33 protein-coding genes are annotated in these 26,933 nt (G+C 67.5%); 19 read left to right on the forward strand and 14 right to left on the reverse strand.

Features of this window, described 5'->3' with window-relative positions; all coding sequences use genetic code 11:
- The first annotated feature begins 3 nt into the window (after window positions 1-3).
- The 3 genes from ACNSN4_RS06200 to ACNSN4_RS06210 all read left to right on the forward strand — a co-directional run bounded on the left by ACNSN4_RS06200 (window position 4) and on the right by ACNSN4_RS06210 (window position 3,292).
- On the forward strand, window positions 4-924 hold the full coding sequence (locus ACNSN4_RS06200; RefSeq protein WP_418284911.1) for a hypothetical protein: 921 nt from the start codon (window positions 4-6) through the stop codon (window positions 922-924).
- Between the two features lie 21 nt (window positions 925-945).
- The gene (locus ACNSN4_RS06205) at window positions 946-1,548 is read left to right on the forward strand and encodes a gluconate 2-dehydrogenase subunit 3 family protein (RefSeq protein WP_418284912.1); all 603 of its coding nucleotides are present in this window, start codon (window positions 946-948) and stop codon (window positions 1,546-1,548) included.
- A gap of 67 nt (window positions 1,549-1,615) precedes the next feature.
- A complete protein-coding gene (locus ACNSN4_RS06210) occupies window positions 1,616-3,292 on the forward strand; it encodes a GMC family oxidoreductase (protein ID WP_418284913.1) in 1,677 nt (558 codons plus the stop codon).
- Between the two features lie 104 nt (window positions 3,293-3,396).
- Here ACNSN4_RS06210 and ACNSN4_RS06215 read toward each other — a convergent pair whose 3' ends face one another.
- The 9 genes from ACNSN4_RS06215 to msrA all read right to left on the reverse strand — a co-directional run bounded on the left by ACNSN4_RS06215 (window position 3,397) and on the right by msrA (window position 9,685).
- A complete protein-coding gene (locus tag ACNSN4_RS06215) occupies window positions 3,397-4,488 on the reverse strand; it encodes a radical SAM protein (protein WP_418284914.1) in 1,092 nt (363 codons plus the stop codon).
- Window positions 4,489-4,599: 111 nt separating this feature from the next.
- Window positions 4,600-5,703: a signal recognition particle-docking protein FtsY gene (gene ftsY, locus ACNSN4_RS06220; RefSeq protein ID WP_418284915.1), complete on the reverse strand. Its 1,104-nt coding sequence runs from the start codon at window positions 5,701-5,703 to the stop codon at window positions 4,600-4,602.
- A 9-nt stretch (window positions 5,704-5,712) separates the two neighbouring features.
- Window positions 5,713-6,174 carry a prefoldin subunit alpha gene (gene pfdA, locus ACNSN4_RS06225; protein ID WP_418284989.1) on the reverse strand — a complete coding sequence of 154 codons (462 nt, stop codon included), beginning with the start codon at window positions 6,172-6,174 and terminating at the stop codon, window positions 5,713-5,715.
- Window positions 6,174-6,350 carry a 50S ribosomal protein L18Ae gene (gene rpl18a, locus ACNSN4_RS06230; RefSeq protein WP_418284916.1) on the reverse strand — a complete coding sequence of 59 codons (177 nt, stop codon included), beginning with the start codon at window positions 6,348-6,350 and terminating at the stop codon, window positions 6,174-6,176. The genes pfdA and rpl18a overlap by 1 nt, the downstream gene beginning before the upstream one ends.
- 143 nt (window positions 6,351-6,493) lie before the next feature.
- Window positions 6,494-7,159, reverse strand: coding sequence for a translation initiation factor IF-6 (locus ACNSN4_RS06235; protein WP_418284917.1), 666 nt, complete (start codon window positions 7,157-7,159; stop codon window positions 6,494-6,496).
- Window position 7,160: 1 nt separating this feature from the next.
- Window positions 7,161-7,439, reverse strand: a complete 279-nt coding sequence (locus tag ACNSN4_RS06240; RefSeq protein ID WP_418284918.1) for a 50S ribosomal protein L31e — start codon at window positions 7,437-7,439, stop codon at window positions 7,161-7,163.
- Window positions 7,440-7,592, reverse strand: a complete 153-nt coding sequence (locus ACNSN4_RS06245; protein ID WP_004050128.1) for a 50S ribosomal protein L39e — start codon at window positions 7,590-7,592, stop codon at window positions 7,440-7,442.
- Window positions 7,593-7,687: 95 nt separating this feature from the next.
- On the reverse strand, window positions 7,688-8,806 hold the full coding sequence (locus ACNSN4_RS06250) for a M20 family metallopeptidase (RefSeq protein ID WP_418284919.1): 1,119 nt from the start codon (window positions 8,804-8,806) through the stop codon (window positions 7,688-7,690).
- A gap of 342 nt (window positions 8,807-9,148) precedes the next feature.
- A complete protein-coding gene (gene msrA / locus ACNSN4_RS06255; protein ID WP_418284920.1) occupies window positions 9,149-9,685 on the reverse strand; it encodes a peptide-methionine (S)-S-oxide reductase MsrA in 537 nt (178 codons plus the stop codon).
- Window positions 9,686-10,025: 340 nt separating this feature from the next.
- On the opposite strand from msrA, the gene ribH reads away from it, so the two are divergent.
- The 7 genes from ribH (at window position 10,026) to ACNSN4_RS06290 (ending at window position 15,102) form a co-directional block, all read left to right on the forward strand.
- Window positions 10,026-10,430, forward strand: a complete 405-nt coding sequence (ribH, locus tag ACNSN4_RS06260; protein WP_418284921.1) for a 6,7-dimethyl-8-ribityllumazine synthase — start codon at window positions 10,026-10,028, stop codon at window positions 10,428-10,430.
- Window positions 10,427-11,581, forward strand: a complete 1,155-nt coding sequence (locus ACNSN4_RS06265; RefSeq protein WP_418284922.1) for a pyridoxal phosphate-dependent aminotransferase — start codon at window positions 10,427-10,429, stop codon at window positions 11,579-11,581. Before ribH ends, ACNSN4_RS06265 begins: the two co-directional genes overlap by 4 nt.
- A gap of 135 nt (window positions 11,582-11,716) precedes the next feature.
- Window positions 11,717-12,229 (forward strand): universal stress protein, encoded by a 513-nt coding sequence (locus ACNSN4_RS06270; RefSeq protein ID WP_418284923.1) that lies wholly within the window; start codon window positions 11,717-11,719, stop codon window positions 12,227-12,229.
- A 90-nt stretch (window positions 12,230-12,319) separates the two neighbouring features.
- Window positions 12,320-12,670, forward strand: coding sequence for an Asp-tRNA(Asn)/Glu-tRNA(Gln) amidotransferase subunit GatC (gene gatC / locus ACNSN4_RS06275; RefSeq protein WP_418284924.1), 351 nt, complete (start codon window positions 12,320-12,322; stop codon window positions 12,668-12,670).
- Window positions 12,671-13,975, forward strand: coding sequence for an Asp-tRNA(Asn)/Glu-tRNA(Gln) amidotransferase subunit GatA (gatA, locus tag ACNSN4_RS06280; RefSeq protein WP_418284925.1), 1,305 nt, complete (start codon window positions 12,671-12,673; stop codon window positions 13,973-13,975). It begins immediately after the preceding gene.
- On the forward strand, window positions 13,972-14,484 hold the full coding sequence (locus ACNSN4_RS06285) for a DUF5797 family protein (protein ID WP_418284926.1): 513 nt from the start codon (window positions 13,972-13,974) through the stop codon (window positions 14,482-14,484). The genes gatA and ACNSN4_RS06285 overlap by 4 nt, the downstream gene beginning before the upstream one ends.
- 156 nt (window positions 14,485-14,640) lie before the next feature.
- Window positions 14,641-15,102, forward strand: a complete 462-nt coding sequence (locus tag ACNSN4_RS06290; RefSeq protein ID WP_418284927.1) for a pyridoxamine 5'-phosphate oxidase family protein — start codon at window positions 14,641-14,643, stop codon at window positions 15,100-15,102.
- Window positions 15,103-15,231: 129 nt separating this feature from the next.
- On the opposite strand, the gene ACNSN4_RS06295 is transcribed toward ACNSN4_RS06290, so the two are convergent.
- Window positions 15,232-15,516, reverse strand: a complete 285-nt coding sequence (locus tag ACNSN4_RS06295) for a DUF357 domain-containing protein (RefSeq protein WP_418284928.1) — start codon at window positions 15,514-15,516, stop codon at window positions 15,232-15,234.
- 120 nt (window positions 15,517-15,636) lie between these two features.
- Between ACNSN4_RS06295 and ACNSN4_RS06300 the strand changes: the two genes are divergently transcribed.
- The 6 genes from ACNSN4_RS06300 (at window position 15,637) to ACNSN4_RS06325 (ending at window position 21,222) form a co-directional block, all read left to right on the forward strand.
- The gene (locus ACNSN4_RS06300; protein ID WP_418284929.1) at window positions 15,637-16,383 is read left to right on the forward strand and encodes an RNase P subunit p30 family protein; all 747 of its coding nucleotides are present in this window, start codon (window positions 15,637-15,639) and stop codon (window positions 16,381-16,383) included.
- Window positions 16,367-17,041: a class I SAM-dependent methyltransferase gene (locus tag ACNSN4_RS06305; protein WP_418284930.1), complete on the forward strand. Its 675-nt coding sequence runs from the start codon at window positions 16,367-16,369 to the stop codon at window positions 17,039-17,041. Before ACNSN4_RS06300 ends, ACNSN4_RS06305 begins: the two co-directional genes overlap by 17 nt.
- The gene (locus tag ACNSN4_RS06310) at window positions 17,038-17,517 is read left to right on the forward strand and encodes an Rpp14/Pop5 family protein (RefSeq protein ID WP_418284931.1); all 480 of its coding nucleotides are present in this window, start codon (window positions 17,038-17,040) and stop codon (window positions 17,515-17,517) included. The genes ACNSN4_RS06305 and ACNSN4_RS06310 overlap by 4 nt, the downstream gene beginning before the upstream one ends.
- 4 nt (window positions 17,518-17,521) lie before the next feature.
- Window positions 17,522-18,292, forward strand: a complete 771-nt coding sequence (psmA, locus tag ACNSN4_RS06315) for an archaeal proteasome endopeptidase complex subunit alpha (RefSeq protein WP_418284932.1) — start codon at window positions 17,522-17,524, stop codon at window positions 18,290-18,292.
- 104 nt (window positions 18,293-18,396) lie between these two features.
- The gene (locus tag ACNSN4_RS06320) at window positions 18,397-19,266 is read left to right on the forward strand and encodes an SDR family oxidoreductase (RefSeq protein WP_418284933.1); all 870 of its coding nucleotides are present in this window, start codon (window positions 18,397-18,399) and stop codon (window positions 19,264-19,266) included.
- A 135-nt stretch (window positions 19,267-19,401) separates the two neighbouring features.
- Window positions 19,402-21,222: a S8 family serine peptidase gene (locus ACNSN4_RS06325; protein ID WP_418284934.1), complete on the forward strand. Its 1,821-nt coding sequence runs from the start codon at window positions 19,402-19,404 to the stop codon at window positions 21,220-21,222.
- A gap of 24 nt (window positions 21,223-21,246) precedes the next feature.
- On the opposite strand, the gene ACNSN4_RS06330 is transcribed toward ACNSN4_RS06325, so the two are convergent.
- On the reverse strand, window positions 21,247-21,774 hold the full coding sequence (locus ACNSN4_RS06330; protein ID WP_418284935.1) for a DUF7984 family protein: 528 nt from the start codon (window positions 21,772-21,774) through the stop codon (window positions 21,247-21,249).
- Between the two features lie 228 nt (window positions 21,775-22,002).
- On the opposite strand from ACNSN4_RS06330, the gene ACNSN4_RS06335 reads away from it, so the two are divergent.
- From ACNSN4_RS06335 to ACNSN4_RS06345, 3 genes are all read left to right on the forward strand, one after another.
- Window positions 22,003-23,928, forward strand: coding sequence for a beta-CASP ribonuclease aCPSF1 (locus tag ACNSN4_RS06335; protein ID WP_418284936.1), 1,926 nt, complete (start codon window positions 22,003-22,005; stop codon window positions 23,926-23,928).
- 67 nt (window positions 23,929-23,995) lie between these two features.
- Window positions 23,996-24,364 carry a methylglyoxal synthase gene (locus ACNSN4_RS06340; RefSeq protein ID WP_418284937.1) on the forward strand — a complete coding sequence of 123 codons (369 nt, stop codon included), beginning with the start codon at window positions 23,996-23,998 and terminating at the stop codon, window positions 24,362-24,364.
- An 89-nt stretch (window positions 24,365-24,453) separates the two neighbouring features.
- Complete coding sequence (locus tag ACNSN4_RS06345) at window positions 24,454-25,023, forward strand: DUF7332 family protein (protein WP_418284938.1); 570 nt, start codon at window positions 24,454-24,456, stop codon at window positions 25,021-25,023.
- 6 nt (window positions 25,024-25,029) lie between these two features.
- Here ACNSN4_RS06345 and ACNSN4_RS06350 read toward each other — a convergent pair whose 3' ends face one another.
- The 3 genes from ACNSN4_RS06350 to ACNSN4_RS06360 all read right to left on the reverse strand — a co-directional run bounded on the left by ACNSN4_RS06350 (window position 25,030) and on the right by ACNSN4_RS06360 (window position 26,846).
- Window positions 25,030-25,572, reverse strand: a complete 543-nt coding sequence (locus tag ACNSN4_RS06350; RefSeq protein ID WP_418284939.1) for a DUF6517 family protein — start codon at window positions 25,570-25,572, stop codon at window positions 25,030-25,032.
- A gap of 96 nt (window positions 25,573-25,668) precedes the next feature.
- Window positions 25,669-25,989, reverse strand: coding sequence for a transcription factor S (locus ACNSN4_RS06355; RefSeq protein WP_418284940.1), 321 nt, complete (start codon window positions 25,987-25,989; stop codon window positions 25,669-25,671).
- Window positions 25,990-26,054: 65 nt separating this feature from the next.
- The gene (locus ACNSN4_RS06360) at window positions 26,055-26,846 is read right to left on the reverse strand and encodes an alanyl-tRNA editing protein (RefSeq protein WP_418284941.1); all 792 of its coding nucleotides are present in this window, start codon (window positions 26,844-26,846) and stop codon (window positions 26,055-26,057) included.
- Window positions 26,847-26,933: the final 87 nt, after the last annotated feature.

The following is a 26,933-nucleotide window of genomic DNA, read 5'->3' on the forward strand; positions in this document are numbered from 1 at the left end:
ACCATGACGGCGCAGCTAGATCAGTACTCGGCTGCCGCGGCGCCCGTGCCGTATCCGATCGTGGTTACCGCCGCCGTCGGAACGCTTCTCCTCACTGTCGCCACGATGGCGTCGGTTCGGAGTACGTACGCGATGGCCGTTCTCGTCGCTGCCGTCTTGTTTGTCGGGTCGGCCGCGATCACCGGCGGGGTGGCCAGCGTGCTCATCCACGACCTGCTGCGCGGGGCCGTCGGATACTGGACGGTCACGGACGCGGTGTGGCTGTTCGTCTTCTCCGGACTTCTCCTGTGGCTTACGTCTGCTCCGGTCGTATCTCGGGATGGCAGATCGAAGGTGGTGCGCCGCATCGTCGTCGACTCCCTCGGCGCTGTCGGTACCGCCGGCGTTTTCGCGACGGCAGTCGCAGCGTGGGTCGGGTTCCTGATCGGCGGTCAGCGCTTTTATACCGGCGTCACCGAGCTACTCGGCGGCGTTCTAGTGACCGCGGTGATCTGCATACCGGCGGTGATAGTCCTCGCTCGATGGAGGGGTACGCGGGGCGGGCACGCAGTCGCCAGCGACGCATCTCCGGAGTCGTTCCCTTCCGAACTGGGAGACACGTGGTTTGACCGCGTACGGCGACCGTCGTCTCGAACTGTCGTCTATCTCTCGCTTATCGGCCTCGTTTGGCTCGTGGGTGGCGCGATACTGGACGTCATTACACACGACCTGAGGCTCTTCCCGACCGAACGGACGCTCCGCGAATACGTGGCCGGTATCGTCGGAACGGGGTCGACGCTGGCGACCGTAGGAACGGCCGGCGCTGTCGCGGTCTACCGATACGGGGCTTGGGCGTTGCACCTCTTGACACCCGCCGTCCTGGTAGCGGTGTGGGTCACGTGCCGTCGCAGCGGGATACGAACGGGGCGGATCAATGAGAGCTAATTGCACCTACGGAGGGACCCGATGAGCCGACGGCCGGACGAGACGCGTGAGCCCTCCGCTCGGGATCCGAGCACTACGCGCCGACGCAGCCTTTTCGCTCTCGGTGCCGCGATGCTCGGGGCCGCGGGATACGGGTACGGCGTCGCACCGAGCTCCGATCGGTCGTCAGATGCTGACGTCACCGAGAGGGAACACACGACGACGCCGGCACGTCTCGCGACGCTGACCGCGCTCGCCGATGCGGTGTACCCGCCGGGCATCGACGTCGACCGGGAGTTCATCGAGCGTCGGGTCTTCGGCCGGACCGAGCCGAAGCCGGGCCACTTCGAGGGGGTCGTCGCCGCCGTCGACGCCGTCAACGGTCGGGCCCGAGCCCGCTTCGGAGCACCGATCACCGAGATCTCGGTCGACGATCGGCGCCGAGTCCTGCGGTCGATGGGCGCGACGGTCGTCCATCCGAATCCCGATGGAACGGTCCCCGAACGGGTGCGGCACTACCTCGTCAACGACCTGCTGTTCGCGCTGTTCACTTCGCCGGCCAGCAGCGGATTAACCGGTATCGAGAATCCTCCGGGCCATCCGGGAGGACGGGACGCGTACCAACGGGGGCCGGACGAATCGTGAGATATCCACGAGAGGTCGTTTCCGGCGTACCTCGCCGTCCACCGACGAGCCCGGGAGGTGACCCACGATGACAGGGACGATCGATCGGACACCGACCGACGCCGACGTCTGCGTCGTCGGTGCCGGACCGGCCGGGGCGATGGTCGCTTACTCGCTGGCGAAGCGGGGGCACGATGTCGTCGTCCTCGAGGCCGGAGAGCGACTCACACCCGAGGACCACCGCCGACGGATGGAACTGTGGCTTCGACCGGAGTTCTGGCGAGGGGAGTTCTGGGTCGACGAGGAGCGGGACGACTTCTCGTCGACGGGCGAAATCCCCGCCCGGCTGAATCACACGCGCGTGAAGGCCGTCGGCGGAACGTCGCTCCACTGGGACGCGAACACGCCCCGGCTCCACGAGAAGGACTTCGAGATGAACACACGGTACGGGGTGGCGCGCGACTGGCCGATCGAGTACGCCGATCTCCGACCGTACTACGCCCTCGCCGAACGCGAGATGGGGGTGTCCGGCGCCGACGACAACCCCTTCGGGCCGCCCCGCGAGGAACCGTTCCCGCTGGAGGCGTTCCCGCCGAGCTACTCCGACTCGTTGTTCGCAGAGGCGTGTGAGGAACTCGGTATCGAGATGCACTCCCAGCCCAAGGCGATCAACTCCGAGCCGTACGACGACCGCGCCGAATGTGTCGGATACGGAGTCTGCAACGCCTGTCCCGTCAACGCCAGGTACACTGCGGAGGTCCACGTACAGAAGGCGGAAGCGGAAGGCGCTCGGGTCGTCGACCAAGCACAGGTTCTGCGCGTACAACACGACCGCGAGGGAACCCACGTGGACGGAGTCGAATACGCCACGCCCGCCGGAAGCCGCCACCGCCAGACGGCCGATCACTACGTCCTCGCGTGCGGGGGGATCGAGACGCCGCGGCTGCTGTTGCTGTCTGCCTCGACCGAACACCCCGACGGGCTGGCGAACGGAAGCGGTGCCGTCGGTCGGTATCTCATGGATCACCCGAACGTCCAGACGTGGGCGGAGCTTGACGACTCGACGAGACAGAACAACATCGGGTGGATCTCCAGCCGCACCGACCAGTTCTACGACCACGAAGCGCCTCCCCCCGGCAGTTTCTATCTGACGTTCGACAACAACGCGGAATCGAGCCGGGGAGGGATAGAGCGGAAGGATCCGACCGTCACGCGGCTCCTCGCGACCGCGGGGAACCCGAGCCCGGCGAGAGTGGGAGAAACGGTTCGCGACCCCTTCGACGAGGCGCAGTTCGGTGAGCAACTCGCCATGCCGACGACTGCCGATCCGCCCCATTCGGTTTCGATTCGCGGTGTCTGTGAGATGCTCCCGAGGCCGGAAAACCGGGTGACTTTGGACCGGTCGAAGACCGACAACCACGGACGACCGGTGCCGTCGATAGAGCTCGCAGATGGCCCTCACGAGAAACGGACGATGGAGCGTTGTCTGGCGGTTCAGGAGGACATTATGGACGAACTCGGCGCAGAGATCTCCAGAACGTCGACCTTAGCCGATCGGTCCATGAGCACTCATCACATGGGAACGACACGGATGGGAACCGATCCTGACGAGAGCGTGGTCGACAGTCAGGGCCGCACCCACGAACTCGAGAACCTTTGGATCGCTTCCTCCAGCGTCTTTCCCACCGGGGGCGCCGTGAATCCGACGCTGACGATCGCTGCGCTCGCCCTCAAAACCGCGGACCACATCGATGCTCAGCTGTGAGTTCGTCCGTCACTTCGAGCGTCTCGGTGTCGACTCGGGGCCTGCGACGCCCACCCGTTGTGCGACGGATATGACGACGGTTCTCGCCCGCACGGTGCGTTAGCTCAATCGGCGGCGGTACCGCTCGCACCGTCCGCTCGCTGTCGCGCCGGCAGTTCTCCGTCGTATCCGTCGGGAACGTGTCGACACAGCGGATCACTCTCCAGCGGGTCTCCGGTCGCCGCGTACGCCCGCGAACGGCTTCCGCCACAGACCTGTCGGAACTCGCAGGCGCCGCATTTCCCCTTCAGTCGGTCCGGATCCCGCAGCGACTCGAACAGGTCCGCGTTCCGGTAGATGTCGACGACCGAACGGTCCCGAACGGTCCCGGCGGAGCGCGGCAGGAATCCAGAGGGATACACCTCGCCGGCGTGACTGACGAAGGCGAACCCGCGACCGGCGGTGATCCCGCCTCGGCGGCGCGCCGCCGTCTCGTTTTCGTTGGTCTGGAGCCCGACGCGCCGATAAAAGGGGGCTTCCGTCGTCTTCACGCCGAACGACTCCGCGTTAGATACGTCGTGAAGCCACTCCATCACCGCTTCGGCCCGCTCTGGCGCGATCGGGTCGAGAATTCGTCCGCGTCCGACCGGAACGAGGAAGAACACGCTCCAGAGGACGGTCCCGAGCTCGCGGACGCGATCCCGTATCGCCGGGAGATCCTCGACCGTCTCCGCGCAGACGGTCGTGTTGATCTGGAGCGGAACGTCCGCGTCGGCCGCCGCCTGCGCCGCGGCCATCGTGCTCTCGAAGCTCTCCTCGCCCCGAAAGCGGTCGTGCCGCTCTCGGGTCGACCCGTCGAGGCTCAGTGCCATGCGCTGGATCCCGGCGTCGGCGAGGTCATCGACTCGACCCGGAGACAGCGACGCGGTTCCGCTGGGGGTGATCGTCATCCGTAGCCCTCGCTCGTCGCCGTAGGCGATGAGCTCCGTGAGATCGTCACGGGCGAGCGGATCGCCGCCGGACAGGACGACCAACTGGCCTCCGCCGAACTCCGTCGCGGAGTCGAGGAGGCGTTTCCCCTCGGCGGTCGTCAGCTCGTCGGGATGCCGGGACGGCTTCGCGTCAGCCCGGCAGTGGCGACAGGCGAGCCCGCACGCCTGCGTCACCTCCCAGATGAGAACCAGCGGCCGTCGATCCGTGTCGAGGTCGTCGAACATCCTCTGTAGCAGTCGTCGCTCCGTCCGCTTGGGTCGTTCCCCGAACGTGTTCGTATCAACAGGACTGAGTTCGTGAGAAGCGGCACGGCGACCGCCGGCGATGCGGTCGGCTCAGTCCCCGCCGAGGAGGCTCTCGACGAGTTCCTCCGGCTCGAACAGGGTGAGGTCGTCGTAGCCCTGTCCGGTCCCCAAAAAGAGGATCGGCTTGCCGGTGACGTACGCCACCGATATCGCCGCGCCCCCGGAGGAGTCGGCGTCCGCCTTGGTCAGGACGGCTCCGTCGATCGCGGCCGCGTCGTTGAACTCCTTCGCGCGGTTCACGGCGTCTTGGCCCGCGACGGCCTCGTCGACGAAGAGGGTCATGTCCGGGTCGACGACGCGGTCGATCTTCTCCAGTTGCGCCATCAGGTCGTCGCTGGTGTGGAGCCGACCCGCCGTGTCGCCGAGGACGACGTCGATGTCGTTCGCCTCGGCGTACTCCACGCCGTCGTAGATGACGGCGGCCGGGTCGCCGCCCTGATCGTGTGAGATCAGTTCGCGGCCGAGCCGGTCGGCGTGCTCGGCGATCTGCTCGTTCGCCCCGGCGCGGTACGTGTCCCCGTTGGCCAGCACCGACGAGTAGCCGCGGTCGGCGAGCCACTCCGAGAGCTTCGCGATGCTCGTCGTCTTCCCGACGCCGTTGACGCCGGTGAACACGATGGTGACGGGTTTGTCCGCCTCGGCGATCCGTTCTTCGAAGTCGAACTGACCGACCGCGATCACGTCGAGGAGCGCGTCGTGAAGCGCCGACTCGACCAGCTCGCCGGTCGTCTCGACCTGCTTTCGCGACTCCCCGAGCATCTTCTCGCGGACCGTCTCGAGGATGCGCTCCGCGACGCTCATCTCCACGTCGCTCTCCAACAGCGCCATCTCGAGGTTCCACAGCGGCTCCTCGAGGTCCTCCTCTTCGATGATGATCCGACCGGTCGCGAACGCCTTCGCGCGCTGGAAGGTGCTCGGTTCGGAGTCGTCGCTGTCGTTCGGCCCGGAGTCGTCGCTGTCGTCAGCTGACGCGTCGCCGGTTTCTACGGGCTCATCCGCTGCAGGCTCGTCATCGGTATCCGCGGGTTCCGTGGCGTCTGCGCTCTCTTCGGTATCGGCGCTTTCGTCGACGTCGGTGCTCTCTTCGACGTCCTTCCGGAACCCGGAGAGCTTGTCTTTCAGTCCGTCGAACACGATTTGGGGTTACTCCTCGTCGCCCTGCGCCTGCTGTTGCTGCATCTGCTGCATCTGCTGTTGCTGCATCTGCTGTTGCATCTGCTGGGCCTGCTGTTCGAGCTCGTCGCTCTCGCTTTCGAGTTCGTCGATCTCTCCTTCCGTCTCGTCGATGCGGTCGTCGAGCGCCTCCTGCTTGCGTCGGAGCACGTCGACGGCGCTGTCCTGGTCCTGCTCTGCGGAGTAGTTACCGCCGAGCGAGACGATGACCTCGTCGATGTCCTGAACCTCGGCGCGGAGGTACGCGCCGCCGCCGAGCGGGACCTGCACCGTCGAACCCGTGTCGAGAGTCTCGATGGCTTCGACGGCGTCGTCGATGTCGGACTGCTCCTCGCGGAGGTCGTCGACTTCCGATTCGAGCGCCTCGATCTCCTCGTCGAGCGCCTGCAGTTCCTGCGAGAGCTGCTGAAGCTGCTGTTGTCCGCCACCCATCATGCCGCGGTCACCTCCTCGATCTCGATCTGGGTGCGCTTCCGGTTGTGCTGGCTCCCGACCGTCGTGTAAATGCGTTCGCGAGCGAGGTCCTCGTTTTCCGCCTCGACGTCTTTCGTAAAGGGTTGGAACCCGTCCCGACTCTGGAACTGTCCACTCACCGTGTAGGTACTCATGTTCATCGATCCGGCAGGGACAGGGAAGTATCTTCCTAAAAAGTGACGCCGACAGTTACCCACAGATTCGGTCGATAGTGCCGCTCTCAGACGGTCTAACCGCGGTAATACGATCAGTATCGGCGGCACAATATCCGAGCGCGTCAGTCGATGAACCCGAGCGTCTCTTCGATGCGCCCGAGTTCCGGACCCGTGGTGTCTTCGCCCACCACGTACCCCTCGTCGGTGGCGATCAGCCCGGAGCCGACCAGCGGCGCCCCGTAGTTGATCGTCCCGAGGTCGGCGCGGACGTCGAGGGCCTCCTCGACGGCCTGCAGCTCCGATTCGGTCGATTTGGGATGACAGAGGACGCCGGTGTTGTTCGCGACCGCGGCGGTGCCAACGGTGCGGACGTCGCCGAGGTCGCCGCGGGTCACGGGGACATCGAGCGTCTCTCTGACCGTCACGATCGCCTCGCGTGAGAGGTCCGGATGCACGTAGGCGCCGTGATCGTTCGCGAGGACGACGTTCCCGGCCGCGTTGATCTCGCCGGGAAGCTCGCCTACCTCCTGGTCTGCGGCCTCGGCGATCCGTGATATCTCCCGGTCGGTCGCCCGCTCGGAGACGAGAACCCCGTTCTCGTTACCCGTCGCGAGAGAGCCGACGGTGTTGGCGCCGCCGACCGTCGTGAGAAGCGGCTCAGCGCCCAGCTCCTCGCCGATCGCGTCGGCAAGCTCCTCGTCTGCGTCCGGCCGGACCAACAGCAAATCGTCGATCGCGCGGGCGAACACGCCCACGTACGACGAGCCGGTGAATGTCGCCCGTAACACGTTACTCTGCGTACTCGGCTTCGACGACGGGCTCGCCGTCCTCGACGAACCGGGCCGCGCGGACGCGGAGCTTGCTCGGCGGGTTCTGGCGACCGTTCGCCCAGACCGCCTCGTTGACGGAGGTGTCGAGCACGACGGCGTCCTCGTCGACGGAGAAGTGCTTCGCGAGATGACCGCGGACGATCTTCATGGCGTAGTCGGCGCGCTGCTGCACCGGCTTGTCGTTTGCGTCGCGGAGCGGGACGGTGACGACGCGCTCCTCGAAATCACTCGTGCTCATTTACTCGTCCAGGTCGTTTCGGCGCCAGTTGCGCCGCTTGGGGTTTCGCGTCACGTTCATGTCCGTCTTCATCATGACCCACGCGGGGACGCGGGTGTTCTGGCGCTCGGCCTTCGCCAGACGCTTCTTTTGCGCCTTCGACTTGTCTCCCATAGTGGCGCACACTTTCCGTGCGGCACATAAAACCCCTTCCATACCGCGTCGCTCGCGGCGACGAGCGAGCACCCGCGCGTCGCGTCTCATTGCGGTCAGAACCGGCGTTCGCTGATGTCCCGATACATCCGATAACACCGGTCGAGCACGTCGATGCCGACGCTCTCCGTGTCCGTGTGCGCCTCCCCGGGCTCGGAGGCGCCGCAGACGAGCGGTTCGGTACCGGCCTCGGCGAGCCACCCCGCGTCGGTCGCGTGCGGCTTGGTAACGAGTTCGGGCGTGTCGAGCCCCAAGTCCCCGTGGACCTCGCGAGCGACCGCGAGCGCCGCGTCGGCGAAGGCGTCGTCCGCACAGCCCATCGGCGGGAGGTCCTGTTCGATCTCCCACTCGACGCCCGCGACCGCCTCGGCTGCGCGGCCGATGTCGGCTCTGTCGCCCGGAACCGTGCGCTCGTCGATCGTCACCTCGCAGCGCTCCGGGATCACGTTCCACGTCTCGCCGCCCTCGACGATCGTGACCGCGAGCGACCCCCTGACGAGTTCGCCGAACACGGTCGCCTCGGGAGCGTCGAGCCCGCGGATGACGTCGATCGCGTCGCTCGCGCGGTAGATGGCGTTCTCGCCGCGCTCGGGCTCGGAGGCGTGCGCCGCGGTCCCGTGCGCGACGAGCGTCGACGCCCGGCGGCCCTTGTGCGCGACGACGACGTCCGTGACGCCCGGCTTCGAGTAGTTCGTCGACCCCTCTGCGACGATCGCGCGGTCGGGGACGAATCCCTCGTCGATCGCGTGGCGCGCGCCGGTCCCGCCGACCTCCTCGCCCACGAACGAGGCGAACGCCAGCTCGCGGTCCGCCGGCGGTTCGGCGTCGCGGAACGCGAGCATGCAGGCCGCCACCGCGCCTTTCATGTCCGCCGTGCCGCGGCCGTAGATCCGGCCGTCGCGGCGCTCGACGACGTACTCGCCCGTGTTTCCGTCGCCGATCGTCTGTCGCTCGGCCGGCGGGACTACGTCGTGGTGGCCGACTAACGCGAGGGCGTCCGCGTCGTAATCGTTGGTCTCGCCCTTATAAGCGAGCACGTTGCCTGCCTCGTCGCGCTCGACGCGTGCGTCGGTCTCCGATCGGAGCCACTCCTCGATGGCGTCGCCGGCGGCGGTCTCGTCCTCGTGGGAGGGGATCGCGACAAGCGCCTCAGTCAGGTCCGCGAGTTCGTCCATGGAGCGGTGTCAAGGCTTGACGGCTTAAAAACTGAGTTCGGTGATACTACCGATACATCGATCTGCGGTGGCGCGCGTCTGCGAGCGCCCTGATAAGGGCGCGAGGAGCGCCGCGCGAGGTCGCCGGCGGCTTCGCCGCCGGTTGCCAGACGGACCTTCAGTCCCTCGCTGGACGCGGTGAGCGACGTGGACGACCGACGGGAGCCCCGAGCGAACCGCGAGGCTGGGGAGGCGTGAGGTGCGGTTGCTGTGCGGGGCTTTGGAGGTGTTCACCGTCTCGCTGACAACATCTGCTTAGAAGCGAGAGCGGGAGTCCGAGGATTCTACAAGGACCTAAACGCCCTACTTCGCGACCTTCGCTTCGAACTTCTCGCGGACCTTCTCCATCTTCGGCTTGGCGTGGAACGTGCAGTAGGCGTCGTCGGGGTTCTTCGCGAAGTAGTCCTGATGGTGCTCCTCGGCGCGATAGAACGTCTCCAGCCGGTCGAGCTCCGTCACCACGTCGTCGTCGTACTCCTCGTCGAGCGCGTCGATGTAGGCCGCGGCGACCTCGCGCTGCGTCTCGTCGTGATAGAGAACGATCGAGCGGTACTGACTGCCCACGTCGGGCCCCTGACGGTTGAGCTGCGTCGGATCGTGGACCTCGAAGAACGCCTCGAGGACCTCGTCGTAGGCGATCACGTCGGGATCGAACTCCACTTGCACGACCTCGGCGTGACCGGTGTTGCCGGAGCACACCTGTGTGTACGTGGGGTCGTCGACGTGCCCGCCCGCGTAGCCGGAGGTGACCGATTCGACGCCGTCGAGCAGTTCGAGCGCCGCCTCGGTACACCAGAAGCACCCGCCGCCGATCGTCGCGGTTTCGAGTTGCTTAGCCATGCTCGTGACAAGGGCTCCGAGACGTATTAATCACGCGCGCTTACGAGCGGATGAGTTCGTCGGATTCAGCGAGTGTCTGTATATAAGTCGACGACGACGGATCGACGGTAAACGTCTCCAAAGCCCCGCACAGCAACCGCATCTCACGCCTCCCCAGCCTCGTCACCGGCGGCCTCGCGCGGCGCTCCTCGCGCCCTTATCAGGGCGCTCGCAGGCGCGCGCCACCGCCTCGGCCATTTATAAGCAATTCACAGCGGCTCGCCACTCGCCCTGAACCAGTTCGTCCGGCAACCCTGCGGTCGAACGGTAGACCTTTGCCGCCGCCCGTTTGACCGTCTGTATGGTCTCGCTGGGACTGGTGGTGGCGCGGTTCAACGACTCCGTCACGGAGCCGATGGCCGAGGCCGCCCGTGAGGCGGCCGCGAATCGCGACGCCGTCGTCGTCGACGAAGTGAGCGTGCCGGGAGCGTACGACAGCCCGCTGGCAGCCGACCGGCTCGCGCGCCGGGACGACGTGGACGCCGTCGCGGTCATCGGCGCCATCGTCACCGGCGACACCGACCACGACCACGTCATCGCGAGCGCGACCGCCGAACAGCTCACCCGGGTGAGCCTCGACCGCGACACCCCCGTCACGTTCGGCGTGAGCGGGCCGGGGATGTCCGGCGCGGAGGCGCGCGAACGGATCGACAAGGGAGCGGACGCGGCCGACGCCGCGATCGATCTCGCGGAGGAACTCACATGACTGACGCATACGACTTTTCAGAGCGGATCGGACGCGTAGAGCCCAGCGCGACGCTGGCGATATCGAACCTCGCGGCAGAGAAAGAAGCCGAAGGCGCGGACATCGTCGACCTCTCGGTCGGCGAGCCGGACTTCGACACCCCCGAAAACGTCGTTCAGGCGGGGAAAGACGCCCTGGACGCGGGCCACACCGGGTACACGTCCTCGAACGGAATTCCGGCGCTCAAGGAGGCGATCGCCGCCAAGCTCCGCGGGACGGGCATCGACGCCGACGCCGACGAAGTGATCGTCACCCCCGGCGGCAAGCAGGCCCTCTACGAGACGTTTCAGACGCTGATCGACGACGGCGACGAGGTCGTCCTCCTCGATCCGGCGTGGGTCTCCTACGAGGCGATGGCGAAGCTCGCCGGCGGCGAGCTCTCGCGGGTCGACCTCGCGCCGCACGGCTTCCAGCTGGAGCCCGCGCTCGACGACCTCGCCGAGACGGTCTCCGACGACACGGAGCTGCTCGTCGTCAACTCCCCGTCGAACCCGACCGGCGCGGTCTTCTCGGAGACCGCCCTCGAAGGCGTCCGCGACCTCGCGGTCGAACACGACATCGCCGTGATCTCCGACGAGATCTACGAGCGTATCATCTACGACGCCGACCACGTCTCGCTCGCCAGCCTCGACGGGATGGCGGATCGGACGATCACGATCAACGGCTTCTCGAAGGCGTTCTCGATGACCGGCTGGCGGCTCGGCTACCTCCACGCCAAAGACGGGTTCGTGGGACAGGCCGGGAAGCTCCACTCGCACTCGGTCTCGTGTGCGGTCAACTTCGTCCAGCGGGCGGGCGTCGAAGCGCTCGAAAACACCGACGACGCCGTCGAGGAGATGCGGCAGGCGTTCGCCGCCCGCCGCGACCTCCTCGTCGACCTGTTCGACGAGCACGGCGTCGATGTCGACGTCGGCGACGGCGCGTTCTACATGATGATTCCCGTGGACGACGACGACCAAGCCTGGTGTGAGGCCGCCATCGAGGAGGCGTCCGTGGCGTGCGTCCCCGGTAGCGCGTTCAACGCGCCCGGTCACGCCCGAATCTCGTACGCGGCGAGCGAGGAGCGACTCCGCGAGGCGGTCGACCGGCTGGTCTCGAACGACCTGCTCTAGAACGGTCCCTCTCGAACGACCTGCCTTCTCTCGGCACTCGCCGATCGCCCAGAACCGTACCGTTCGGACCGGTTCCGGTGAGAATCGACGACGTGTTTATCAGTATTGTCACTCAAAATAACACTTGGTGGTGGCATGTACGACAACATCCTGTATCCGACGGACGGGAGCACCGGTTCAGACGCGGCGGCGGAACACGTTAGATTACTCGCGTCGACGTTCGACGCGACCGTTCACGTGTTGCACGTCGTCGACACGCGCCACGCTGGCATGGGAATGAGCGGCGCGTTCCTCTCCGACGACGGCACCGGACTGAGCGGGAAAAGCGAGGAAGGCGGTGGATTTGGGATGGTCGGGGAGCGACCCGACTTCGACGAGGTGAACGACGCGCTCTCCGAGCGGGGCAGTTCGATGGTCGAGGAGGCGGCCGAGGCGTTCGGCGACATCGACACCGTCACCGCCGTCGAACTGGGGAACCCGCACTCGGTGATCTTGGACTACGCCGACGCCAACGACATCGACCTGATCGTGATGGGGACCCACGGGCGGACCGGGGTCGAGCGGTACTTGCTCGGGAGCGTCACGGAGAAGGTCGTGCGGATGGCCGACCCGCCCGTGGTGACGGTGCGCGCCGGCGCGAGCGAGTGAGCGTCGGCGACGTCCGTCTCTCGGGTTTCCGAGGCGACGATCGATACCGCGTTCCGAAACCCTTACTCCCGGTCCGGAACACCTCGACGTATGAGCGATACGTCCGAGTCGACCGACGCTGCGGGGGCGGACGCGGGGGACGACCCCGATTCGTCCGCCGACGCCGACGCGGCCGCGGTCGACGCCGAGGAAGTCCGTCACGTCGCCGAGCTGGCCCGGGTGCGCCTGGACGACGACGAGGTCGACGCCTTCGCCGACCAGTTCGCCGACATCCTGGAGTACTTCGAGGCGCTCGACGAGGTGCCGGAGACGGAGCGCGAGGAGGAACTCGTCAACGTGATGCGCGCCGACGAGGTCCGCGACGGGCTCTCACAGGAGGAGGCGCTGTCGAACGCGGACGAGACGGAGGACGGCTTCTTCGTCGGACCGAGGGTGTCGTAGATGGCGGCGGACTACAACGCCTTCATCACGGAGGCGACGATCGGCGGCGACACCGACGCGGAGGGGCCGCTCGCGGGGGCTCGCGTGGCCGTCAAGGACAACATCTCGACCGAGGGCGTCCGGACGACCTGCGGCTCCGAGATGCTCGCCGACTACGTGCCACCGTACTCCGCGACCGTCGTCGACCGGCTGACGGCCGCGGGCGCGACGATCGTCGGCAAGACGAACATGGACGAGTTCGGGATGGGCACGACGACGGAAACGTCCGCGTTCGGCCCAACGAAGAACCCGGCCGACCCGGAGCGCGTCCCCGGCGGCTCGTCGGGCGGCTCCGCGGCGGCGGTCGCCGCGGGCGAGGCCGACGTGGCGCTCGGCTCCGACACGGGCGGGTCGGTTCGGTGTCCGGCCGCCTTCTGCGGCGTCGTCGGTATCAAGCCGACCTACGGGCTCGTCTCGCGGTACGGGCTCGTCGCGTACGCGAACTCCCTCGAACAGATCGGGCCGATCGCGGGGACCGTCGAGGAGGCGGCGGCCGCGCTCGACGTCATCGCGGGCCCGGACCCGCACGACGGCACGACCCGCGACTTGAGCGAGGTCGACGGCGCGGACCCGGACGCGAGCTACGCCGCGGCCGCCGACGGCGACGTCTACGGGCTCACCGTGGGCGTTCCCACCGAGCTGTTCGAGGGGGCAGACGACCGCGTCGTCGACACGGTCGAGGCCGCCATCGCGGACCTGGAGGCACAGGGGGCCGAGACCACCGAAATCTCGTTGCCGTCGGTCGAACACGCCGTACAGGCGTACTACGTGATCGCGATGGCCGAGGCCTCCTCGAACCTCGCGCGCTTCGACGGCGTCCGGTACGGCGACCGCGCCGAGTCGAACGGCAACTGGAACGAGTCGTTCGCGGAGACGCGGGAGGCGGGCTTCGGCCCGGAGGTCAAACGCCGGATTCTCCTCGGAACGTACGCGCTCTCCGCGGGATACCACGACAAGTACTACAAGAAGGCGCAGGACGCTCGCGCGTGGGTCCGACAGGACTTCGAGGACGCCTTCGCGGACGTGGACGTGATCGCGTCGCCGACGATGCCGGTGCTCCCGTTCGAGCTCGGCGAGAGCCTCGACGACCCGCTGCGGATGTACCTCGCGGACGCGAACACGACGCCGGTCAACCTCGCGAACCTCCCCGCCGTCTCGGTGCCCGCGGGCGAGGCCGAGGGGCTCCCGGTGGGCCTGCAGCTCGTCGGACCGAAGTTCGACGAGGAGACCGTGATCCGCGCCGCGAGCGCGGTCGAGGACCAATGAGTCTGACCGACGAGGAGCTGAGCCGGCTCGCCGACATCGTCCGGCTGCAGCCGACGAAGAACGGCGAGTTACAGGACGCGTGGGGGCTCGACAGCGGCAGCGAAGTCCACCAGTACCTCCAGAATCACCTCAAGGAGTACTACTACCGCGACGACGACAGCCTGATTCGGTCGACCGCCGAGGCGAACGACCTCGTCGACGTCGAGCCCGGAATCGAGGCGGACGCGGTCGCGAGAGGCGCCGCGCCGGAGACGATCAGCGTTCCGACGCTCGAAGCGCAGGTGTTCGAGGTCGTGGCGGGCCCGGACGAGCGCTCGCAGTCCGTCGTCAGCGTGCTCAACGCGTTGCGCGAGGCGTACGACATCGACCCCGAAGTCGACGAGGTGCGGCGCGCGCTCCGAAGCCTCGAACGCAAGAACGTCGTCGAGGTCGTCTACCGGACCGTCCCGACGTTTAAACTCGCCGTCGAGCGCGACTCCATCACCGTCGACGTGACGGAATCCGACTGAGCGGTCGGACCGAGCGCCAGAGCCGGAGCCGCGGTGCGTTCTGCGCGCGACGTACGGCTCTCCTCTGCGTGCGCACCCGTCGCTACGCGCAGTTCCGCACTCTGCATTCGCACACCGCTCCCGTGCCCTTATCCTCGGCCCACGCGTACTGTTCGCATGGAGCACATCGACTACGCGTACACGCACGGCATGGACGACGCCGACGTCGAAGCGCGGCTGCGGTCGGCCGAGACCGGCGTGCTGGCCCTGTCGCGCGAAAACGACGCGTACGCGGTCCCGCTGGCGCACTACTACGACGGAGACGGGCTCTATCTTCGACTCGGGACCACCGCGGGGAGCACGAAGCAGGCGTTCCTCGACGCGACCGAGACGGCGTGTTACGTCGTGTACGGAACCGAACCGACTGACGATCCGAAGGCGATCGAATCGTGGAGCGTCGTCGTCACCGGTCAGCTCACCGAGCTCTCCGACACCGACGCCGTCGCGTTCGACACCGCCGAGATCAACCGTCGCTTCTCGCCGATTCGGGTGTTCGACGAGGCGGTCGAGGACGTCGACGTCCGAATTATCCGGCTCGACGTCGAGACGATGACGGGCCGAACGACGCCGATGGACTGAGGGGCTGGGCTGTGCGGAAATCGTCGGGCGGGGTTGTCCCCGTCGCCGTCGTCCACCGTCGCGGTTGTCCGCCGGGGCCGTCGTCCGCCGGCGGGCGTCACTCGCGCGACCGTTATCGGCGTCGGCCGACTACGTCGTGAACAGCTCGGTGTCGTCCGGGACCGCGAACAGCCCCATCCGGACGCCGGCGTCGAGCCACCCGTACCCGTACGAGAACGACGCGAGCGCGTTGACGGGGTCGGCGTCTGCGCGGAAGTGGCGACCGTCCTCCAAGTACGACTCCGCCATCTCGATTACGTCGGCCGCGGCCGCCCCGAGCGGCGTGTCGGCCGGCGGGCGCGGCTCCGCGACCGCCAGCGCGTCCGCGAGCATCCGCTCGTAGCGGTCCGTCTTCTCCGTCAGGTCGGCGCTCATGGCCGTGTTTCCCCGGAACGAGGCAAAAACCCGTCGGGCCGACAACGACGTCGAGGGAACTGCTCTCGATCCGACGAGAAAAGCGCAACGTCGATACCGAGGGAGCCGAAACGTGGCGGTATGTACGAGGCCGTCCACGCCTATCCCGACGGTGAGGCCACCGTCGCGCGTCACGCCGCCACGGCCGCCCGGTACGGCTACGACGGGATCGTCGTGCGGACTCGCGAGGCGCTCACCGCTTCGGCGGACGAGGGCGCTACCACGGGCGCTACCGCCGGAGTCGCTACCGAGGCCGCGGGACTCCGCGACGAGTACGGGGTTGACGTCGTCGACGCGGTCGAGATCGACGTCGACGACGCCACGAGCGCCTCCGGCGCTGTCGGTAACTACCGACCCGACCACACGGTCGTCTGTCTGGTCGGCGGCGACGACACCCTGAACCGCTTCGCCGTCGAGGAGCCGCGGATCGACGTGCTCGCGCGACCGATGCGCGGGTCGGGCGACTTCAACCACGTCCTCGCGAAGGCCGCGCGCGACAACGGCGTCCACGTCGAGTTCGACCTGGGTCCGCTGTTGCGCGCCACCGGCGGCAAACGGGTCCGCGCGCTCGCGGACCTCCGGAAGCTCCGCGAGATCGTGACCTACTACGACGCGCCTCACGTCGTCAGCGCGAACGCCGCCTCACACCTCGCTACGCGTGCGCCCCGCGAGCTGGTCGCCGCGGCCGAGACGGTCGGCTTCGACCCCGAGTGGGTCCGCGACGGGCTCCGAGCGTGGGGCGAGATCGCCGCCCGAAATCGAGACCGGCGCTCCGAGGCCTTCATAGAGCCGGGGGTCCGACGTGGACGGTATGAAGAAGAGCGTTGAGGAACACGCCGCGCGGTTCTCCGAGAAGGCCGACGAGTACGACGACTCGAAGAGCGACGAGTACCACGCCTGCGCGAACCTGGTGGTCGCGTACGCCGACCCGACGCCGGACGACGTGGTGGCCGACCTCGGCGCCGGAACCGGGGCCATCGCGCTCGCGCTCGCGCCCCACGCGAACCGCGTCCTCGCCCGCGACATCAGCGAGGGGATGATGGAGAAGGGCCGTGAAAAGGCCGCCGCGGCCGGGGTCGACAACGTCGAGTTCGCGTACGGCGAGTTCCGTACGCCCGAGATCGACCCGGATCAGCGGGTCGACGTCGTCACCTCGAACTTCGCGCTCCATCACCTCGCGGACGACGAGAAGCGCGAGGCGATCCGGGTGATGGCGGACACCGGCGCCCGCCGGATCGTCCTCGGCGACGTGGCCTTCTTCGAGGAGCCGGACCCCGACGCGCCCTTCTACGGTCCCGAGGTCGACGACCCGGCGACGGTCGGTGCCCTCGTCGAGATGTTCACGGCGGTCGGGTTCGCGGTGACCGCGGTCGAGCGCGTCCACGATCAGGTCGCCGTGATCGTCGCCGAGCGGCGAGGTTCGGAGGCGGAAGGGCTCAGAACGGGCGTCGAGTCGGCGGCCGACGCGGAGCGCCGGTCGCGATGAAACACCTCCCGAAGCACCTCCGTCCGCGGTGGCGGTACCTCGCGATCGGGATCGAGACGTGGCCCGATGCTGACCCCGACCGACGGGCGTTCCAGCGCGCGCTGTGGTACGCCGCCGGCAACCTGATCGGGGACGCCGGCAGCGCCGACGCCGATCTCACGCTGCTCAGCTTCGACCACGCGGACGGACGCGGCGAGGCCGTCGTTCGGGTCCGTCACGGGCACGTCGACGATGCACGCGCCGCCATCACATGCATAAGCGAGGTCGACGACGCCGCCGTTGGGATCGTCGTCCGCGGGATTTCGGGGACAGTGCGTGCCTGTGAGGAAAGATATATGGGTCGCGCGGGCGCTACTTCGACACAGCGAGACGTCGCGTTCGAGAACGCCGAGCGGTCCGCAGTCGTGCGCGAAGATGCGTGCGACGTGCGGACCGAGTCGGGGTACGTCGGCGCGGCGACGTTCGACATCGAGTGATATCATGCAGGGCCAATCCCAACAGCAGGCGTACGACCGAGGCATCACGATCTTCTCTCCCGACGGCCGACTCTACCAGGTCGAGTACGCACGGGAAGCAGTAAAACGCGGGACGGCGAGCGTCGGCGTCCGCGCAGAGAACAGTGTGGTCCTCGCGGCGGACAAGCGCGCCCGGTCCCCGCTGATGGAACCGGCGAGCATCGAGAAGCTCCACAAGGCCGACGACCACGTCGGCGTCGCGAGCGCGGGCCACGTCGCGGACGCGCGCCAGCTCATCGACTTCGCCCGGCGGCAGGCGCAGGTGAACCGGCTCCGCTACGGCGAGGCGATGGGCATCGAGACCCTCACCAAGACGATCACCGACCACATCCAGCAGTACACGCAGGTCGGCGGCGCACGCCCCTTCGGCGTCGCGCTGATCGTCGGCGGGATCGAGAACGGCGAGCCGCACCTGTTCGAGACCGACCCCTCCGGCACGCCGTACGAGTGGCAGGCCCTCTCAATCGGCTCCGACCGGAGTGACCTGCGGGACTACCTCGAAGCGGAGTACGAGGAGGGGCTCTCCACTGACGACGCGGTCGGCCTCGCGCTCGACACGCTCGCGCAGCCGAACGACGGCGAGCTGTCCCCGGAGGGCGTCGGCGTCGCCACGATCACGGCCGAGGACGGCTACACCGAGCGCTCCCCCGACGAGCTTGAGTCCGTGCTTGCGGAGCGCGGCCTGCTCGCGCCCGATGCGGAAGACGAGGAAGCGGACGACACGGACGAGGAGTAGCCGGGCGAGCGCGACGGCAGCGCTTTTCAGGCACGGACCGCCTATTTTGCGCGCAAGCGAGCGCATCCACTGGCAGCGGACAGCTGTGGGTCGGGAGAGTTATCATGACGGAGGCCGACCGACGATACGTGCAGAAGACGGTACTCATCACCGGCTGTTCCTCGGGTATCGGCCGCGCCACGGCGCACGCGTTCAACGACGAGGGATGGACCGTGTACGCGACGGCCCGCAACCCCGCGGACATCGAGACGCTCGGCGAAGCGGGCTGCGAGCTCGCGACGCTCGACGTGACCGATCAGAGCGGCGTCGACCGCGTCGTCGACCGGATCTTGGACGAGGAGGGCGCGATCGACGCGCTGATCAACAACGCGGGCTACGGTCAGTTCGGCCCCATAGAGGACGTGTCGACCCAGACGGTCCACGAGCAGTTCGACGTGAACGTGTACGGCCCACACCGTCTTATCAAGGCCGTGCTGCCGGGAATGCGCCGCGAGCGCGACGGGACGATCGTCAACGTCTCGTCGGTCGCCGGACGCGTCGCGTTCCCCGGCGGCGGCGTCTACAGCGGCTCGAAGTTCGCGGTCGAAGCGATGTCGGACGCGCTCCGCAACGAAGTGGCCGAATTCGGGATCGACGTGGTCGTCGTCCAGCCCGGTCCCGTGAAGACGAACTTCGCGCAGCGTGCGGCCAGCGAGGCCGACCCGGACGCAGACGAGGCCAACGGAATCGAACGCTCGGGAGCGTACGAAGAGCTGTACGCGCTATTCGAGGAGACACAGATGGTCGGTGGCGACGGGCCCGGCGCTATCGAGCCGGAGGTCGTCGCCGGCGCCATTCTCAACGTCGCGAGCGCGACGCAGCCGCCCGCTCGCGTCCAGCCGGGCACGGTCGCCCGTGTGGGTGTCTTGGCGCGGTTCCTCCCCGATCCGCTGCTCGATAAGGCGTACGGGCTCATGCGGAAGTTCACGTCGTAGGTCCGTAACCGCGGCCGGGCTCGACTCCTCCGCTCGCGTCCTCGCGACGGGTCGACACCCTCTTTTCGTCGATATATGCGTATTCATTACTCTATGAGGCAAAGAAATAAGTAGGCACTTTCGTAGTAGAAAGGTATGTCAGACGATGGCATTCCGTTCAGTCGACGCGACGTACTGCTTACGACCGCCGGTGGGCTGGGAGCGACCGGGTTCGCCGGCGGTGCAGCCGGTCAGGACCTCGTCGAGGTGAACGTCGGCGTCAGCAATGACACCGGGCGAGACGCGGCGCTGCGTGCGGCCGCCGAGGTGAAACGCGAATTCGCTTTCGACGCGCTCACGGTCCGAGTCGCTCCGGCGGCCGCCGAGGCCCTCGCCACCAATCCGAACGTCAGGTACGTCGAGGAGAACGGGACGATGGTCGCGTTCGAGCAGACGACGCCGTACGGGGTCGATATCACCGACGCCGACCTCGTGATCGACGACGGGGACACGGGCGAGGGCGTCGACGTCGCGGTCATCGACACCGGGATCGACGCCCGGCACGAGACCCTCGAAGCGAACCTCGGAGAGGGGTACGCGACCGCTGACGCGGCCTGTACCACCGACTGTGGCGGCGGACCGTTCGGCGGCGGCAACGACATCGACGAGTGTCTGGCCGAGTGGGACGACGACAACGACCACGGCACGCACTGCGCCGGAACCGTTGCGGCCGCCGACGACGGGACCGGGGTGCTCGGGGTCGCACCGGACGCAACGCTCCATGCCGTCAAAGTACTCGCCTGTGACGGGTCCGGGTCGTTCGACGACATCGCGGCCGGGATCGAGTGGTCTGCCGACCAAGGCCACGACGTACAGAGCATGAGCCTCGGTGCCGACTCGGACTCAGAGGTCGTCAAAGACGCGCTCCAGTACGCCGCCGACCGTGGGGTCGTGATGGTCGCCGCGGCCGGGAACGACGGTCCCTGTACCGACTGCGTCGGGTTCCCGGCCCGCGACGAGCGAGTCATCGCGGTCTCCGCTACCGACGCGAACGACGCACTCGCCGACTTCTCTTCGACCGGTCCGGAGGTCGAACTGGCGGCGCCCGGCGTCGACACGCTCTCGACGGTCCCGCGCGACGGCTACGCCGAGTTCTCCGGCACCTCCATGGCGTGCCCGCACGTCTCCGGCGCGGCCGCTCAGGTGATCGCCGACGGGACGACGGACCGGGACGCCGTCCGGTCCACGCTCCTCGACGCGGCCGACGATATCGGTCTCGACGACGACGAGCAGGGCGCGGGTCGGCTCAACGTCGCGTCCGCGGTCGGCGGTACCGACGACGGGAACGCGGCCCCGACGGTCGACGACCTCGCCGTCTCCGAGGTCGAGACGGACGACGGAGACGCCGAGTTCGACGCCTCGTGGGCGGTCTCCGACGCGGACGGGAACCTCGATACCGTCGACCTCACGCTCACCGACGACACGGACGGCGAGACCGAGGAGGCGGTCTCGGTGAGCGTGAGCGGCGACACCGCCGGAGACACCACTCGACTGATCGCCGCCGGCGACGACGGGAGCGGGAACGACTACACCGTCGAACTGGTCGTCACCGACACCGGGGGCGCCTCGGCGACGGACACCGCGACCGTCACGGAGACCGAGGACGGCGGTGACGGGGGCGACGGCGATACCGCACCCGTCGTCGACGAGTTCACCGTGAGCGACGACAGCAACCCGAACTGGTCGCGTCACATCGTCGACTGGGCGGTCTCGGACGCCGACGGCGACCTCGCGACCGTCACGAGCGAACAGCTCACCGGTGACGGGGGCGTCGTCGACGACGCCTCGACGAGCGTGAGCGGCGACGTCGCGTCGGGCACGCACGATCTCGGGAGCCGCCGGACGTCGGTCACGGAGGTGCGGCTCACGGCCGTCGACGAGGCCGGGAACGAAACGGTCGAGACCCGGAGCGTCTGAGGACCGACGAGACCGGTCTCCAGATTAGGCCTCATCGGCCGACTCGACCGCGAACGGGCTCTCTCCCTCTCGCCACTCCCATCCGGGAAGTCGCGTCTGGAACCCCGCCGCCAGCGCGGCGTCGAGGTCGTCGGAACCGGCGGTTCCCGCGCCCCCGTCTCTATCGGGGTCGTCCGCCGTCGCGCCCCCGTCGACGTGCACGTCGACGAAGTGGAACGTCGCCTGCGCGAGCAGCGACAGCGGCCGCCCGCCGGCGATCGTCGCGGCGAGCTCGCGGCCGAGCACCTCGTCGACGATGAACCCGGGATAATCTCCCTCGACGTCGAGGTCGCGAAGCACCCCGACGTAGCCCGCGACGTTGACCGCGACCTCGCCGTCCGCGAAGACGATATCGACCTCACGTCGGTAGGTTTCGACGGTCACTGCGTCGACATCGGTGTCGAACAGATCGCCGAGCCGCTGGCGGGCGTCGTTGAGAATCGGGACGACGACGGGCGCGCGGTCGCGGACCCACGCGTGCTCCTCGCGGACCGTCTGTGGCGTGACGCGCATGGCTGGCGATTGGCGGGCAGGGGGCTTGCCCTTTGCGAAGGGTTTTATAACAACCGGGATATATCCACAGCTAAGCGGGTTTTCGCTGGCTGTTCCCGCACGGTACCACCTACGGACAGTACTACCACTATGCCTACCCCGTCACGGTCGACCGTTCGGCGACGAGCCGCGTACCGGCACGCGGACACGTTCGACGGCGATGGCGACCCCGACGACCCGCGGTAAGATATGAGTCAAGTCGATAAGCAACTCGATACCCTGAAATCAGAGATCGAACAGGAGATTCCGAACGATATCACGGTTACAGATGTCAAGTACGAGGGCCCAGAGCTGGTCGTGTACACTCGCGATCCGAAGCGGTTCGCCGGTGACGGCGACCTGATCCGCCGGCTCGCCTCCAAGCTCCGGAAACGAATTACTATCAGACCCGACCCGAGTGCCCTCTCACCGCCGGGACAGGCCGAAGAGGAGGTTCGAAACGTGATCCCGGATGCGGCCGGGGTCACGGACCTCGACTTCCACGAGGACACCGGCGAAGTCGTGATCGAAGCCCAAAAGCCCGGGATGGTGATCGGACGCCGCGGCTCGACGCTTCGCGAGATCACCCAAGAAGTCGGGTGGACGCCCGAAGTCGTCCGGACGCCGCCGATCGAGTCCGCCACCGTCTCGAACGTCCGCGGCTTCCTGAAAAACGAGCGCGAGGAGCGGCGAGACATCCTCGAACGCGTCGGTCGCCAGATCCACCGCGAGGAGATGTCCGACGACGAGTGGGTCCGAATCACGACGCTCGGCTGCTGTCGCGAGGTCGGTCGCGCGGCCTTCATCCTCTCGACGCCCGAGACCCGAATTCTCATCGACTGCGGGGACAAACCCGGCGCAGAGGGTGAGGTCCCGTACCTGCAGGTGCCGGAGGCGCTCGGTGCGGGAGCGGCGACGATCGACGCCGTCGTCCTCACGCACGCGCACCTCGATCACTCGGCGCTGGTCCCGCTTCTGTTCAAATACGGCTACGACGGCCCGATCTACACGACGGAGCCGACCCGCGACCTGATGGGCCTGCTCACGCTCGACTACCTCGACGTGGCCGCCAAGGAGGGACGGACGCCGCCGTACGAGTCGGCGCAAGTCCGGGACGCGATCAAACACACCATCCCGCTGGAGTACGGCGACGTCACCGACATCGCGCCGGACATCAAACTCACGTTCCACAACGCGGGCCACATCCTCGGTAGCTCCGTCACGCACTTCCACATCGGCGACGGCCTCTACAACGTCGCCTTCTCGGGCGACATCCACTACGAGGACACGCGGCTGTTCAACGGCGCGGTCAACGACTTCCCGCGCGTCGAGACGCTCGTGCTGGAGTCCACCTACGGCGGTCGGGACGACTACCAGACCGATCAGGCCGACTCCGAGGAGGCGCTCAAGGAGGTCATCAACGAGACGTACGATCAGGGCGGAAAGGTCCTCATTCCCGCGTTCGCCGTCGGGCGCTCCCAGGAGATCATGCTCGTCTTGGAGGAGGCGATGCGGAAGGGAGAGATCCCGACCATGCCCGTCCACCTCGACGGCATGATCTGGGAGGCGACGGCGATCCACACGACGTATCCGGAGTACCTCCGCGACGACCTCCGCGACCGCATCTTCCACGACGACGAGAACCCGTTCCTCGCCGACCAGTTCAACCACATTGACGCCGGTGAAGACGAGCGACAGGACGTCGCCGACGGCGATCAGTGTATCGTCATCTCCACCTCCGGGATGATCGAGGGCGGCCCGATCATGTCGTGGCTTCGCCACATCGGACCCGACCCGGACTCGAATCTCGTCTTCGTGGGATACCAGGCGCAGGGGACCCTCGGCCGCCGGATTCAGAACGGCTGGGACGAGATCCCCGTCGACGGCTGGGGCGGCGGGAGCCGCGGCGACACGCTCACCTTGGAGATGGGGACGGAAGTCGTCGACGGCTTCTCCGGTCACGCCGACCGACAGGGCCTCGAGAACTTCGTGAAGACGATGAATCCGCGGCCCGAGAAGGTGCTGTGCGTCCACGGCGACGAGCGCTCCGTGCAGGACCTCTCGTCCGCGCTGTATCACGACTACAACATGCGGACGTTCGCGCCGAAGAACCTGGAGACGTTCCGGTTCAAGTAATCGCTCCGGGCAGACGACCTCTTGCGTCGACGCGAGTTTTTAAGCGCCACCGCGGTAACGTCGCGCTATGCGCATCGCGCTCATCGCCCACGACGAGCTGAAAGACGAGATGGTCGAGTTCGTCAACGCCCACGCGGCCGCCCTCGGCGACTGCGAACTCGTCACGACGGGGACGACGGGGAAACGGATCGCCGACGAGACGGGACTTCCCGTGAATCGACAGGCGTCCGGGCCGTACGGCGGCGACCTCCAGATCGGGGGGATGATCGCCGACGACGCTATCGACGGGGTCGTGTTCCTCCGCGACCCGCTCACGGCACAGGCTCACGAGCCCGACATCTCGGCGCTGCTCCGCGTGTGCGACGTGAAAGACGTGCCGCTGGCGACGAACGTCGCCTCCGCGGAACTGCTCGTCGCGGGACTCCTCGAATCGTAGCGGATCGGAGGACCGGACTCGCTGCCTGCCTATCAGAACCGATACCGAGCGCCGCGTCGTTTTAGTACCAGCCGGCGTAGCCGAACCAGATGCACCCCGGCTTTCGGTCCCACGCGGTCACGGCGACGCTCGCCCTGTCGGTCTGCGTCGCGGTGGCCGTGGTAGTCGTGGTAGTCGTGGCGGCCTCAGCCGGTGCAGCCGCCGGAAGCGGCGCAACCGCCTCGGACGCGACCAGTGCGCTCGACGGCGACGACCGCGGAACGATCGACGGAGAGCGATCCGACGAGGCCCCCCGCGACGGCGTCGGACCTCTCACGCGGTGTTTCGACGGTGAGGGATACCCCGTCTCGATCGGGGACGAGGGAGCGACGATCGACGCGCTCGTCCACCTCTCCGTGCTGACCGACCCCGCCGTCGGCAACGAGTTCGGCGTCGAGGCGGTCGGCGCGATCGGCGGCGATCCGATCGTGACGCTCGCCGCCGGCGTCCGCCTGACGGCGCGGGAAGCCATCGCCGACGGAGTAAATCCGTTTGCGGCGTTCGACGTGCTGTACACCTACGAACTTCGGCTGCCGATGTTCGACGGCGCGGTCGGCGACACGGAGTACCGCGATGAGGGGTCGCCGATCACCTCCGCGGCGGGAGTCGTTCCCTGTTAACTACCGTCATACATTCTCGGCACGCTCCGGCGGTCGCGTCCCCCGGATCAGTCCGAGCAACTCGCGTCGATCGCGCTCCGGATCGCCTCTGAGCGAATACGCCCCACCGGCGAGCAGATACTCCCCGGCTTCCCACACCGCGAGCAGCGCTTCGACGGGCGTCGTCGTCGTCACTCCGCCGTCCTCGACGCGGCACGTACCTCGGAACGTCGAGAGCGTCGCCCGTGAGGCTCGGAGGTCGTCAACCGCTATCTCGCGGGTCTCGCCGTGATCGACGGCCTCGATATCACGCCCGGCGAGTCGGTCACTGAACCCGGCTCGGGCCTGTCGTTCGACCAGTCGAGTGAGTGCCGGATTCGGCGCGGTCGGCGGACGGATCCGGAGGCGACTCGCGAAAAAGAACGGGTGCGGCGGATCGCCGGTCGTCCGCTCGTACCGGACCGTGCCCGCGGTGACGGATATAGGCCCGGCCGAGAACGGTCGCTCGGTCGTCTCGGCAACGTTCCGCCACCCGTCGAGACGGTCGGTCGGGACGCCGGGCGGTTCCATGGTCGGCGTTTCGGCCGGGAAGTAGTTAAAAACGGACGGAGACGCGAGTGCGGGGTCGTCGTGCGGGCGCGAACGCCCTATCGGGGTGAACCCGTGTCAGTGGTCGTCTTCGCGCCACTTGTGCTCGCATTCGGTACAGACGAAGAACCGCGTCTCCGACTCGTCGGCCGACCGGATTTGCTGCATGTACCAGTACGCTCGGTCGTTACCGCACTCCGGGCAGTGAGCGGTCGTCTTCGGGAGCCCTTTGTCCTCCGCGTCGCTCACGTCGATGACTTCCGATTCCACCTGCGACTCCGTGGTCCACTCGTCGTCGCCCTCGTCGCGACCGATCTCGTGGCCGCAGGAGTCGCACAGCCAGTGGTCTTCGCCCTCGCCGGACTTCATCATCGAACCGCATTCGTCGCAGAACTTCATGGCCAATCCAACCGCGGATCGCATATAAACGGCGGGATTGCGGGCGAGGATCGGATCACCGCTTTTCAGTCGTCTTTCGGGTCGACGTGGTCCGCGAGCGAGAACCGCACGCGCTCCTCGTCGCTTCCCTTCGTCTCCCGGCCCGTCACGACGACCTCGCCGATCTCGCTCGTGTTGTCGACGTGGGTTCCGGCGCAGGCTGTACGGTCGTAGGATCCCTCGCCGTCAGTTCTTCCGATCCCGCCGATCTCGACGATCCGGAGCTCCTCGATGGAGTCCGGCAACAGGTCGATCCGGGTCCGCTCCGTGTCGAGCGTCGCTTCCGCCTCCTCGCGCGCCATCGTGTAGCTCGTCACGGGCCGCGCGTCGGCGACGAGGTCGTTCAGTCTCTCTTCGATCCGCGCGAGGTCGTCCGCGTCGAATCGATCGTACGCGGCATCGAGGTGCGCGTGGTCGTGGTACAGCTGGTTGCCGGTCGTCTTCGCGTCGAACTCGTCCAACAGGAGCGCCGACAGGAGGTGCTGTGCCGTGTGGTACTTCGAGTGAGCCGCCCGACGCGGCGCATCGATCTCGCACGCGACTGCCGTTCCGGGACCCGGCGGGGATACCGGTTCCTCGCCCTCGGTGACAGCCGGCTCGACCGTGTGATACACCGTGTCTTTCATTTCGACGTCGACCACGCGCCAGCGGTCGTCGTCGCCGTCGACGGTGCGGATCAGGCCGGTGTCGTGCGGCTGGCCGCCGCCGGTCGGGTAGAAGTGCGTTCGGTCGAGGACGAGCCGATCGTCGAGGACCCGCTCGACGGTCGCTTCGAACGTCGTGACGGTGTCGTCGTCGAGGTATAGCCGCTCAGTCATACTACGGCAAAGCGTCGCGGACGGCTTAGCTCATGCGCTCGGACCGCGGGAGACGAGGTCTCGTCCGAGCGTGATGAGCTGTCGAGT

Source organism: Halorubrum marinum, assembly GCF_048381195.1.
Taxonomy (GTDB): Archaea; Halobacteriota; Halobacteria; order Halobacteriales; family Haloferacaceae; genus Halorubrum.